This is a genomic window from Oerskovia sp. USHLN155, from assembly GCF_037145535.1.
GTDB lineage: Bacteria > Actinomycetota > Actinomycetes > Actinomycetales > Cellulomonadaceae > Oerskovia > Oerskovia rustica.
Window position 1 is genome coordinate 51,091 of the sequence record NZ_JBBCXG010000002.1, and the last position, 12,760, is coordinate 63,850.

At 72.3% G+C, this 12,760-nt stretch carries 5 protein-coding genes; all 5 read right to left on the reverse strand.

The window, feature by feature from the left end; all coding sequences use genetic code 11:
- Positions 1 to 6 precede the first annotated feature (6 nt).
- The 5 genes from WFH32_RS03175 to WFH32_RS03195 all read right to left on the reverse strand — a co-directional run bounded on the left by WFH32_RS03175 (position 7) and on the right by WFH32_RS03195 (position 12,757).
- Positions 7 to 528, reverse strand: a complete 522-nt coding sequence (locus WFH32_RS03175) for a hypothetical protein (RefSeq protein ID WP_336706213.1) — start codon at positions 526 to 528, stop codon at positions 7 to 9.
- Positions 525 to 1,760, reverse strand: coding sequence for a zinc-dependent alcohol dehydrogenase (locus WFH32_RS03180; RefSeq protein WP_191796480.1), 1,236 nt, complete (start codon positions 1,758 to 1,760; stop codon positions 525 to 527). The genes WFH32_RS03175 and WFH32_RS03180 overlap by 4 nt, the downstream gene beginning before the upstream one ends.
- Positions 1,761 to 1,835: 75 nt before the next feature.
- Positions 1,836 to 2,927: a YihY/virulence factor BrkB family protein gene (locus WFH32_RS03185; RefSeq protein ID WP_336706214.1), complete on the reverse strand. Its 1,092-nt coding sequence runs from the start codon at positions 2,925 to 2,927 to the stop codon at positions 1,836 to 1,838.
- Between the two features lie 232 nt (positions 2,928 to 3,159).
- On the reverse strand, positions 3,160 to 10,671 hold the full coding sequence (locus WFH32_RS03190; RefSeq protein ID WP_336706215.1) for a DUF5979 domain-containing protein: 7,512 nt from the start codon (positions 10,669 to 10,671) through the stop codon (positions 3,160 to 3,162).
- Positions 10,672 to 10,867: 196 nt separating this feature from the next.
- On the reverse strand, positions 10,868 to 12,757 hold the full coding sequence (locus WFH32_RS03195) for an alkyl/aryl-sulfatase (RefSeq protein WP_336706216.1): 1,890 nt from the start codon (positions 12,755 to 12,757) through the stop codon (positions 10,868 to 10,870).
- Positions 12,758 to 12,760: the final 3 nt, after the last annotated feature.

Sequence of the window (12,760 nt, forward strand, 5' to 3'; positions counted from 1 at the left end):
GGGCGACTACCCTCCCCCGTCGGGCGACCGGCGCCGGAACACCCTGGCGTGCAGGATCTCGAGCAGGTCGGAGAGTACCCGGACCTGCTCGTCCGCCTGGGCGACCAGGCCGTCGAGGTCCACGACCTGCTCAGGGGTGAGACCCAGGCCCGTGCTCTGGGCCAGGAGGGTCTGCCACCCGCTCTTCTTCCCGGTGACCGCACCCCGGAGCAGCTCGACCTCGAGCAGTGCGCTCAGCGGCGACGTCCTGCTCACGTGCCCGTTGGGCTTGAGGCGTCCGATCCGTTCGGCGACGGCCGCACCGACGACCTTGTACGTCCGGACGGGGAGGTCGAGCCGGTGCACGCACCGGACCAGCCATGCTCGCTCGTCCTCGAGCTGGCGGACGAGCGGAGCGATCGCGTGGCCCACCACGGTGCCGTCGTACACCTTCGCCATGCGCCGGACCCGCTGCACCCCCACGGTCGCCCCGGCCACGTGGTCGTCGAGATAGATCGCGAGCAGGCGGGTGTCGACCGGCGTGGTCATCGCGACCCCGTGTCGTCCGGAGCGTCCGGAGCGGACGCCGTCCGCACCGTGGGGTCCAGGACGACCTTGATGCACCCGTCCTCCTTCTTCTGGAAGAGGTCGTAGCCGCGGGGTGCATCCTCGAGCGACAGCCGATGGGTCCGCAGGTCGAGGACGCCCAGCGGGTCGGCCGGGTCGGAGACGAGGGGCAGCAGGTCGTCGATCCACCGGCGGACGTTCGCCTGTCCCATGCGGAGCGTGACCTGCCGGTCGAAGAGGTCCATCATCGGCAGGGGGTCCTTGGCGCCGCCGTAGACACCGGCGATCGACAGGGTGCCTCCGCGGCGGACGAGCGAGATCGCGGTGAGGAGCGCGGCCAGGCGGTCGACGCCCACCTTCTCGTTGATCGCGCCGGCGACGGTGTCCGGCAGGACTCCTGCCGCCTTCTGGAACAAGGACGCCCCTGGAGACCCGTGGGCCTCCATCCCGACGGCGTCGATCACCCCGTCGGCGCCCCGCCCCTGGGTCAGGTCCCGGACCGCGCCCACGACGTCGTCGACCACCGACAGGTCGACGACCTCGATCCCGTGCCGCCTGGCCATCTCCAGGCGCTCGGGCACGAGGTCGAGCCCGACGACCTGCCCGGCCCCGCGATGCCGCGCGACCCGCGCAGCCATCTGACCGATCGGTCCGAGCCCGACCACGGCGACCGTCCCGCCGGGCGCCACCGCCGCGTACTCGACGGCCTGCCACGCGGTCGGCAGCACGTCCGACAGGTAGAGGTACCGCTCGTCCGGGCCGTCGGCGGGCACCACGACGGGGCCGTAGTGCGCCTGCGGTACCCGGAGGTACTCCGCCTGCCCACCCGGGACCTGGCCGTACAGCTTGGTGTACCCGAAGAGCGCCGCGCCCTTGTCCTGCGAGCGGACCTGCGTCGTCTCGCACTGCGACTGCAGTCCGTGGGTGCACATCCAGCACGTCCCGCACGCGATGCCGAAGGGGACGACGACGCGGTCGCCGACCTTGAGCCGGGTCGCGTTCGCGCCGACCTCCTCGACGACGCCCATGGTCTCGTGGCCGAGCACGTCGCCCGGGTCCAGGTACATGCCCAGCACCGAGTACAGGTGCAGGTCGGAGCCGCAGATCGCGGTCGACGTGACCCGGACGACCGCGTCCGTGGGCTCCTCGATCCGCGGGTCGGGGACCTCCTCGACCGAGACCTTCTCCCGCCCCTGCCATGTCAGTGCTCGCATGTGCGTCGTCCTCTCGTGCGTCGTCCTGTCGGATGGTCGTGCCACGTCCCGGCCGGGAGGTCCCGGCCGCGACGTTCAGTCCCGCCCCGTCGGGGAACCGGTGGACTCCTCCTTCGTCTCCTGCTGCGCGGCCCTGCGGATCTCGGCGCCTCGCTCGACGTCCTCCTGGAGCTTCTGCGCCCGCTTCTCGCTCGCGCGCGTGTCGCGGGGCGGGAGCTGGAGGGACTGCTCGGCCGCGATCCCGCCCTCCAGCTCGCGAGCCCGCTCGAGCTCTGCGTCGAGCTCCGCGCCGAACAGCAGGGCGAGGTTGGTGATCCAGAGCCACAGCAGGAAGACGATGACACCTCCCAGCGCGCCGTAGGTCGAGTCGTACGAGGCGAAGGTCGCGACGTAGAAGCCGAAACCGACCGACGCGAGGACCCAGACGAGGATCGCGACGATCGCGCCCACGCTCAGCCAACGGAAGCGGGGCTGACGGACGTTGGGCGTCGTGTGGTAGAGCACGGCCACGATGAGGATCACCAGCAGCAGCACCACGGGCCACTTGACGACGTTCCACGTCGTCACGGCCGTCGCGCCCAGCCCGACGGCGTCCCCGACTGCCCGGGCGACCGGTCCGGACACCACCAGCGCGACCACGACGAGCGCGGCCATGAGCACCACGCCGGCGGTCACCACGAGCATCACGGGCCGGAGCTTCCAGACGGGACGCCCCTCCTCGACCTCGTAGATGCGGTTCATCGACCGCCCGAACGCGCCCACGTACCCGGACGCGGACCAGAGCGCGACGACGACACCGACGACCAGCGCGAGCCCCGCCCGGTCGCTGCCGCCGACGACCTGCTCGACGAGAGGTTCGAGCGTCGCCATCGCGTCGGCGGGGACGACCGACGACGCGACGTCCAGCACCTGGTCCACGATCTTCTGGCTGTCCCCGACCAGGCCGATCAGCGAGACGACGGCCAGGAGCGCGGGCGCCGAGGCGAGCACGGCGTAGTACGTCAGGGCTGCCGCGAGGTCGAGACACTGGTCGCGCGAGAACTGACGCATGGTCGTCCGGGCGACGTGCTTCCAGGAACGCACCGGCAGATCCGTGGGCGAGTCCGGCTTGCGCGGGTCGTCGGGAGCGGGCTCCGGGCGCGGCCGGCGAGCGTCTGAGTCGTTCATGCAGATCCTCCTCGTGGGCGACGCGACCGTGCCGAACCCACGATGATGACGGGCGAAGGAGCAGGCCTCCGGCGTGCTGGTCCCGGGAGACCAGGTCGAGCGGTGCGGTGCACCTGGCTCCCGGTCGGCCACTTCCTGACCACCTTCGAACCTAGGCGACCTGGCCCGACTCGCCACCCGGGCGACAGGCTCGTCGGGGCACGCCCCTCTGCCGTGCGCCCCGCCGACCCTGCTAGGCGCCCCGGCGACGCACCGCCAGCAGGGCCGTCGTCCCGAGCACGAGCAGGATCACGGCCAGGACCCCGGCCCGAGCGAGGTCGGCGCCGGTCCCGGGCAGGTCCGGTGAAGCGCCGTCGCACCCTGCCGCGACCGCCACCTCGGCGGGCGTCAGCGCCGTCGTCAGCGCGTTGCGGACCACGGTCCCGCCGCCCATGCCACCGCTCGTCGGCGACCACGTGTTGACCACCTCCACGGGCTCGCAGACGTCCGGCCCCACGGGGAGGTCGAACTCGACCGACTCCGGGACGGCCGTCGACGGGTCCGTGAGCGTGCTCTCGCCGTCGACGACGATCTGCACCGTGTCCGCGCTGCCCGCGTCCGTCTCGGCCACGACGCAGGTGGCCCCCTGCGGGAGGTCCTCGTACACCGCGACCCAGTCGTCGGACGCCGAGAGCGTGCGGGTGGGTCCGCCCGGGATCACGACGTCGACGAGGTCGCCGTCGACGTCCTGGGTGCACGCGAGCGAGACGGTGAAGACGTCCCCACGGTGCTCGGCGGCGTCGGCACCGGCCAGCGTCTTGACGACGCGGACCTCACCGACGTCGAACGTGTTCGTCACGGTGACGCTCCCCACGTCCCCTGCCGGGACGACGACGGCGCCCGGCTCGCCCTCCCCGACCGCAGAGACCGCCGTGGTGGTCGCGCCGCCCGTCGCCGTCTCGGTGACCTCGCACTGCGCGCCGACGGGCAGGCCGTCGTACGTCACGGGCTCGCCCGGGACGAGCCCGCGCGCGGCGCCGTCGGGGATGTCGACCGCCTGGCCGTCGACGGTGCACGCGAGCGACACCTCGAACGGGCCGGCGCCGTACAGCGCGGCCCCGTCGCCGTCGACGACCTTGTCGACCACGAGCGACCCGAGGTCGAACGTGTTCGTCGCGACGACGCCCACCGTGGTGGGCGCCCCCTCGGCATCGACAGGCGTCACGACGACGTCGGTTGACGGGCCGTCGGTCTCGACGGGCTCGCCGCCGTCGACCGTGACGGTCATGGTCGACGCGGACGCCCCGCCGTCCTCGGTCTCGGTGACCGTGCAGGCCGCGCCGACGGGCAGGTCGTCGTAGAGGACGGGCGTTCCCGGCACGAGCGTGCGCGTGGGTCCGCCGGGCACGGTGAGCGGCTCGCCGTCGACCGTGCAGGTCAGAGTCACGGTGAACGGGCCGGTGCCGTAGAGATCGGCGCCCTCGCCGTCGACGACCTTGTCCACCGAGACGGCACCGACGTCGAACGTGTTGGTCGCCGTGACCGTCACGGTGGTTCCTGCGGCCACGGTCACCGGGCTGGGGGCGATCGACGTCGACGTCGCGCCGCCGTCGTCGGGCTCGGTGACGTCGCAGACCGCGCCCGCGGGCAGGTTGGCGACCTGCGCCTCGAGTGGCGCCCCCGCACCGAGCACGACCGTGTCGTCGTAGACGACGCGCGGGGCGCCGGGCCCCGTGCCGTCGTCGTCGAACGTGCACCGCACCGCGAGGGTGAACGGTCCGGCCCCGTAGGTGGGCGCGCCCCGGCCGTCGACGACCTTGAGCAGGTCGAGCCCGCCGACGTCGTAGGTGTTGGTGAGCACGACGTCGTTGGTGCTCTCCCCCGCATCGGTGTCGGCGCCGAGCGTGAGCGTCGTGGACGCCCCGGGCGTGGTCACGGGCGGGCTCGCCTGCTGCGTCACCGTGATGGTGACGGACGAGGCGTTGCCGGTCCCGGTCTCCTCGACCGCGCAGACGGCCCCTACGGGCAGCCCGTCGAGCTCGACCGTCTGGCCGTCCTCGATGTCGACGACCATCGGGTCGTCGGGACCGTAGCCGGTCGCGTAGACCGGCTCGCCGAGGAAGGTGCAGTCGACCGTGACCTCGAACGGGCCGAACGGTACCGCCTGACCGTCCTGGTCCTCGGCGTCCGTCACGACGTCCTTGGACACCTCGATGCTCGCGAGGTCGTAGCGGTTGGTCGCCGTGATCGCGGTGACGTCGGGAGTCTCGCCGATCGTCACGGTGCCGACGATCAGCTCGGTCTGGCCGCCCGTCCCGTCCTCCGTGAGGGTGCACTCGGCCCCGTACGGCAGGTTCGGCACGGTGGACGGCGTGTCACGAGCCACCGTGATCGGGATCGGTTCCCGCACCGTCTCGACCGGCGTGCCGGGCGCCGACGTGCACTGGACGAACAGGTCGAACGTGGCCGGGGCGTTCGCCGCTCCTGCTCCGGCGACCCGCTTGGTCACCTCGAGCGACCCGGTCGCCGTGGCCACACCGACCTTGGTGCCCTCGGTGGGCAGCAGGTTGAGGCTGCCCTGCGGCGTCACGACGACCGCTGACGCCGCGGCCGAGTTCCACGCGATCGACCGGTCGCCGGCCTCGGGCGCGAGGGCCGGGGTCAGGGTCGTGCCCTCGATCGCGATGTACTCCCCGGGCTGGAAGGGGTCGGCCTCGGGGAAGGTGACGACGAACTTCAGCGCCGTGACCGTCGCGAGCAGCGCCGCGTCCTCGGTGCCTGTCAGCTGGACCCAGCCCGTCGCTGGGTCGTCCGTCGGGCAGACCGGCTCGGCCAGGGGATTCGTGAGGTCGTCCATGCAGTAGTCGACGGCCGTCGTGTAGTAGAACGACGCGGTGCTGCCGTCCGGTGCGTTGACGAGCGCGGGCGGCGGGTCGTTCGTGAGGATCGGCGACCACTGCGACCCACGCGGCGACGTGGACGAGGAGGACCCGGTGTCCCCCACCGCGGGGAGCCGGTCGTACGCCACGATCTTGCTCATCGGCAGGTTGCCGACGTTGTCGATGCGCACGTGCCACGTCTCCTCGTGCCCCGGCGCGATGACCGGCGTGCACGGGTAGGCGTAGAGCCCCGTCGGGAGCGGCGTGCACTCGACCGGCGGTCCGGTGTACGCGGGGTCCACGATGACGTCGAGCGCGTCGTCGTTCGTCGCCCGCACGAGCTTGGACTGCGCGAGGACCCCCGCGGGGATCGGCGTGACGTCGGCGTCCGCCTCGCACGCCCCCGTCTGCGCGTCGAGCCGGGTCAGGCACTGGTCCCACGGCCGGTCGGCCGTCGCGCCCGCGATGTTCGTCACCAGGGTCTGCGGGGCGAGCCCCACACGGAACTGCACCAGGACGGTGATCGTGTAGGTCTGACCGACCCCGAGCACGGTCCCCTCGGGGAAGGCGAACCGGAGCCCGAGCAGGTCCCCGGTCTGGGTGACCGTCACCTCGTCGGGGTCGACGGGCAGGGGGTCGCCCTCCGCAGGGTCCAGGGGCGGTCCGGTCAGCAGGTAGGAGTAGGGATCGTCCACGTCGGCCAGCCGGAGCTGGGCGCCCTGGGCGTCGGTCGGCATCGGGGCGTCCTCGACCACGAGCTCACCGATCGCCCGGTTGCCGGTGTTCGTCACGGCGATGCTCATCGGGAAGGTCCCGTCGGGCGGCTGGGTGCCGCCGGTCACGACACCGTCGAACGCCTTGACCACCTGCACCCCGTTGGTCGCGTGGGCGTAGACGAGCGGGGCCGTCGCGGCGTCGGTCGCGGAGACCGGGACCAGGTCGCCGGACCCCGGGTCGACGACGAGGTCCGCCCCCGTCACGGTGCCGTCCACGGTGTTGGTCGCGACGCCCGGGGCGCTCTCCCCCGGGGCCGGCGCGTTGGCCGCGAGGTCCGTCAGGACCGGCCCGCCCGTGCGCATCTGGTCCCGACGTTCGACCGAGATCGGGACGGTCTGCGTCGGGTTCGCGGGGTTCTCCCAGATCGACCCGTCGGCCCGGCTGAACGTGAACCGCAGCCCCTGCACGTCGGCCGGGGACACGCCGTCGGGCAGCTCGAACGTGGCGACCTCGTCGCCCAGGACCCACGAGCCGCCGTTCACCACGACGCCACCGGGTCCCGTCACGAACTCGCCACCGGTGAAGGCGTCGACGCGCACCTGCTGGATGGGCGCGGTGAGCGCGGCGCCGGCGAACGCGTCGAAGTCGTACTGGTTCCAGAACCGGGGGTCGTCGTCGACGAGCACCATCTCGACCGTGCGCGACGGCCCGAGGGGCTGACCGCTGAGCGTCATCGTCACGGGGCCGGTGCCCGGCTCGACGACCTGCGTCGGGTCGAAGGTCTTGCCGACGTCGAGCGTGATCCCCGCGTCCTGCAGTTCCATGCTCGCGTCGTCGTACGCGAGCCGGACGTCCTGGTCCGTGCCGCCGGGGTCGGCGATCGTCGCGACCGCCCCGTCCGGCACCGGGCTGTACCCGGCGACCGTGACGGGCGCCGAGGTGTAGCGGTCGTTCTCGCGCAGCTGCAGCGTGAGGTCCATGCTGCCGGACGCTCCTGGCGCCACGAGACCGTCGAACGACGTCACGACACCGACGACGTCGGCCAGGTCGCCCGTGCCGAGCGCCTCGGCCTCGGCCTCGGTGAAGCTCGCGGTCGAGCCTCCCAGGTAGGTGAGCGTGACGGTCGTCGTCTCCGCGCCCTCCGGGGGCTCCAGGGCGATCGCCCGCAGCGTGAACGCGTCGAACGGCTTGGTCCCGGGCGCCGTCTGCACGTCGCCCGAGGTCGCGATGCCCGGCTCGACCAACCGGAGCTGGCTCACCTTCGCGGCCGAGGCGTTGGTGCCTGCGATGGTCACGTCGGTCGTCGGGTAGAACTGCGCCGGCGTGTCCGACGGCGGGACCGAGATGGGACCGCCGGTCCAGTCCTTGGCGACGGTCACGTTGAGGGGCTGGTCGATGATCAGCACGTCGGCCGTGTCGGTGTCCGTGTACTGGTTCGAGTCGAACGTGCCGGTGGCGCGCACGGTGTCCAGGACGATCCCAGGGTCCGTCGAGTTGTAGAGCGTGCCCTGGGTCGAGCCCAGCACCGGGGCGTTCGGGTCGGAGCGCTTGACGTCGCGCACCTGGAAGGTCAGGTCGAGGTGGCGACCGTCCGCGAGCGTCGAGCGCGCCACGCCGTCGCCGGGCTGCGGAGCCGTCGGGTCACCCGTCGTGGTGCGGTCGGGCGACTCCTCGTAGGTCAGGCGCACCGACGTCGCCGACGCCTGCTCCTCGGGAGACAGGGTGTACCCCGGGAACGACCCCACGCACGGGCACGGGTCCCCGCTCGCGGGGACCCACGTACCCCCGATGGAGAGCTCGACGCCCGTCACCTGGTCGTAGGAGATCAGCGGGTCGGTCGCGGTGTCGATCGCCTCGACCCGCACGAGGTCGAACGCGTCATAGAACGAGCCCGCGATCGGGGTGCTCTGCGGGTCGGCGATGTCGGAGATCACCATCGGGTCCACGCCCGAGAAGCCGTTGGTCGACCAGGTGATCTGCGCCGTGACCTGGTCGTCCGAGCGGGCGAGGACGCTGGGCGGGGTGCCGCCGAGGAAGTCCTTGGTGACGAACTCGAGCGCACCCGGCCCGTCCACGGGGAAGGGGTCGACCGAGGCGCAGCCCTGCGCGGGCGGGGTCGGGGCCACCGTGCCCGACGACGCGCTCGACGCACCGCAGTTCTCGATCGGGGTGTCACGGTCGGCCGGGCCCGTGTAGTCGGCCGTGAAGTTGGGCTGGAACTGCGTGCCGGGCGGGAAGCCGTCGCCGGTCGAGTCGTAGACGAACTGGACGCCCTGGGCGCCTGCGGGGAGCTCGCAGCTCACGGTCGCCGGGCCGGTGTACGGCCCGCAGGCCGGCGCAGGCACCCAGGCGCTGCCGTTCCAGTAGTTGACCGTCAGGGTCGAGCCAGCCGGCACGTCGGTCGTGCGCACCGCGGTCGCGGTGAAGTTCGACCAGAACTCGCCGGGGTTCGCCGGGTCGACCGGGTCCTGGACGACGACCTGGTCGGCGTTCGCCGTCGACCCGTCCGGTCCGAACGGCAGGAGCTGGGTGGGGAGCTGCACGATCACGGACTGCCCCGGGACGGCGGGGATCGTCGAGGGCGACATGAGCTTGGTCGTGCTCGTCGCCAACCGGTCGACCAGGGTCACGAGGTCCGCGGGGGCCGTGGCCGGGTCGGCGCTCGGCACCGTGGCCTCGATGGTGTTGGTGTGCGAGACGTCGTCGGTCGTCTGGTCGGGGTCGGTGCCGGCCGTGAACGGGATCGAGGCGGCGCCCCCGGTCGGCAGGTCGCCCGTGAAGACCACCGTGAAACCGACCACGACGCACCCGTCCGGGGGGTTCGGGAGCGTGTTGGGGGCCGTCGCGTCGACCTGGGGGGTCGAGCCGCCGGCGCACGTGAACGTCACGGTCGCGCCGTTCGCGCCCGAGGGCCACTGCACGCCCGTGCCGTCCCCCGTCGGTCCGAACCCGGTGAAGGTCAAGGGATCGTCGCCCTCGAACGGGTTGTCGGTCCCGGGGGCGGGCTCGGTGATCGTCAGGGAGTCGACGGCGGTCCCGGTGTTGGTGGCCCCGATCGTGACGGTCGTCGGGTCGCCCGCAGAGACGGTCGTCGGCGAGAAGCTCTTCGACGCCGTGACGCTGTTGTCCGGCGGGGTGATGACGTACGTGTCGCTCGCCGTCGTGGGAGTGGACTGCTCGTCCGTGTGCGTGACGTACGACGACGCGTCGTTGGTGATCGTGGCGGCGTCCGTGAGGTCGTCGACCGCGTCGCTCTGCTGCACCTGCACGGGCACGCTCGCGGTCGCGCCCGGCTGGATGTCGCCGCTGAACGTGTAGCGCACGCCCTGCACGGTCGCGGGGTCGACCGAGTCGTCGAGCGTCTCCCACGAGTCGCCGTCCCAGTACTGCGTGGTCACGGTGTCGGCGTTCGGGGGGAGCACGACCGTGCCCGCCCCCGTGTACTCGAGGTACGTGAACGGGTTGGGGGTCGCGGTCGGGTCGACCGGGTCCTGGAGGACCAGGGTGTCGACGGGGTCGTTCGAGGTGTTCGTCGCGCCGATCGTCATGGTCGCGGTCGTCCCCGGGGCTGCGAGCGCCCCCGGCGGGTCGATCGACTTGGTCGTCGTCGAGCCGAGGACGAGCGGGACGACCGGGGTGATCGAGTCCGACGCGGGCTGCTGCGCCGCGTTGTCGGCGACGACCGTGGCGGTGTTGGTGATCGGTACCCCGTTCGCGCTGTACGGCAGGTCCGGGGACACCCGGGCGTTGACGATGATCTGGGCCTGTGCGCCGTTCGGGACCTGGGGGTTCGTGTAGGTGACCGTGTCGGTGTCGGCGTCGGCGTCGATCTCGCCGCCCGTCGGGCCGCTCTGGATCGACGCGGAGACGAGCTCGAGGCCGTCGGGCAGCGGGTCGGTGAGCACCGCGTCGGTGCACGGGTCGGCGTTGGGGTCCGAGCAGGAGACCGTGATGATCCACTGGACGTCGTCGCCGGGCTCGTAGGGGCCTTGCGAGACCTCCTGCTTGCTGATGCCCCAGTCGGCGGCAGCCGCCGGGATCGCGGGGACGAGGGCCAGCGGCAGGGCCAGCAGGACGGCGCCGGTGGCCGCCCAGGCCCGGCGGGCCCGTACGGACCAGCGCTGCCCGACCCGACCGGTCCGACGATGCCTCGATCGCTCGTTCCCCATCCCTGTTCCTCCGCTCGTCCGTCAGAGCGGCGCACGCCCTCGTGCGCCGTCCGATCCCGTCCTGCCGGCAGGTACCTCGGTCGCCCCGGTCGTCGTCCTGCCGGCTCCGCGGGTCCTGGTCCGCGAGGCCGGCTGGGTCGGGGGGGGGGGGGGGGCGGGGGGCGGGGGGCCCCCCCCCCCCCGACCCGTCCGACCGTCAGGGGGTGACGATCGCGAAGTCCCTGTCACCCGGGTCCAGGACGGCGGCGAGCCGGCCGAGCACGGAGGGATCGCCGCTGAGCTCGATGCCCGCCTGAGCGAGCGTGTCCGGTGTGACGTTCCCGCTGGCCAGGACCGGGAGGGCGCGCTTGGTCCCGGTGAGCGTGAGGTCCGCGGCGCCCTTCTGCGGGGCGGAGCTGTAGGTGAGCACCCCGTTGGCCAGGCGCAGGCGGTACCTGGTGTCGACGTCGGTCAGGGCGATGTCGATCGACAGCTTCTCGTCCCACGCCCGGGGCCCGTCGACCTGGACCGCGAGAGCGTCGAAGAGCATCTCCGGCGAGAGCTGCGCGACCATGTCGGGAGACACCGTGACGATGGGGGTCCCGAACGGGCCGTCGCGCAGCTCCGTCACCCCCGAGAGGTAGACGTTGCGCCACGTACCGTTCTCCGCCCCGTAGCCGAGCTGCTCGTACGCGTCGGCCAGCAGCTCGCGCGCCCCGGCGTGGTCGGGCTGGGCGAAGACGACGTGGTTCAGGACCTCCGCGACCCAGCGATAGTCGCCCTCGTCGAACGCGACCCGGGCCTTGGCGACCACGGAGTCCGCGCCACCGCCCAGCTCCACGTAGCGCTTGCCCGCCTCGACCGGGGTGTGCCGCCACAGGCTCGACGGGTTCCCGTCGTACCAGCCCATGAACCGCTGGTAGATGGCCTTGACGTTGTGACTCACGGAGCCGTAGTAGCCGCGGGTGCTCCACGCGGTCTCGAGCGCCGGGGGCAGCGTGAGCACCTCGGCGATCTCGATCCCGGTCAGTCCCTGGTTGAGGAGCCTCAGGGTCTGGTCGTGGAGGTACGCGTAGAGGTCGCGCTGGATGCCCAGGTACTCGTGGATGCGTTCGTTGCCCCACGTGGGCCAGTGGTGGGACGCGAAGACGACCTCGAGGTCGTCTCCGAAGAGCTCGATCGACTCGGTGAGATAGCGCGCCCAGGCGTGGGGGTCGCGCACGACGGCGCCGCGCAGCGTCAGCAGGTTGTGCAGGTTGTGCGTCGCGTCCTCGGCAGCGCACAGGGCGCGGTGGTCCGGGAACCAGACGAGCATCTCGGACGGCGCCTCGGTGTCGGGGGCCATCTGGAAGACCATCCGGACGCCGTCGACGGTCCTCTCCTCGCCGGTCGTGGTGATGTCCACGGTCGGGGCGATGAGGGTGACGGTACCCGTCGACGTGGTCTGTCCGAGCCCTGCCCCGACCTGTCCCTGGGGACCGCGCGCGAGCGCGGCACCGTACATGTAGCCCGACCTGCGTCCCATGGCCGTGCCCGCGTAGACGTTCTCGGAGACGGCGTGCTCGGTGAACCCCTCGGGGGCGAGGACCGGGACACGCCCGGCGTCGACGTCCTCCTGGGTCGTGACCCCCTTGACCCCGCCGAAGTGGTCGACGTGCGAGTGGGTGTAGATGACCCCCGTGACGGGACGCTCCCCGCGGTGCTCGCGGTACAGCGCGAGCGCCGCCGCGGCCGTCTCCGTCGAGATGAGGGGGTCCAGCACGATCACGCCGGTCTCGCCCTCGATGAAGGTGACGTTGGAGAGGTCGAAGCCGCGCACCTGGTAGATGCCCTCGACGACCTCGAACAGCCCCTGGGTCGCGACGAGCCGCGACTGGCGCCACAGGCTCGGGTTGACCGTGTCCGGGGCCTCGCCCTGGAGGAAGTCGTAGGTGTCGTTGTCCCAGACGACGCGACCGTCCGCGGCCGTGACCGCGTTCGGTGTTCGTCGGCCGAGGAGGCCGCGGGAGACGTCGTCGAAGTCCTGTGTGTCGTGGAAGGGCAGGCTGTCTCGCAACACCTGCTGCTGCCGGACGATGGCGGGGGAAGCGGGCTTGGCTGATGACATGTT

Coding starts and splice junctions, on each gene's coding strand:
- WFH32_RS03175 (WP_336706213.1), bottom strand. CDS start 528: ATGACCACGCCGGTCGACACCCGCCTGCTCGCGATCTATCTCGACGAC.
- WFH32_RS03190 (WP_336706215.1), bottom strand. CDS start 10,671: ATGGGGAACGAGCGATCGAGGCATCGTCGGACCGGTCGGGTCGGGCAG.
- WFH32_RS03185 (WP_336706214.1), bottom strand. CDS start 2,927: ATGAACGACTCAGACGCTCGCCGGCCGCGCCCGGAGCCCGCTCCCGAC.
- WFH32_RS03195 (WP_336706216.1), bottom strand. CDS start 12,757: ATGTCATCAGCCAAGCCCGCTTCCCCCGCCATCGTCCGGCAGCAGCAG.
- WFH32_RS03180 (WP_191796480.1), bottom strand. CDS start 1,760: ATGCGAGCACTGACATGGCAGGGGCGGGAGAAGGTCTCGGTCGAGGAG.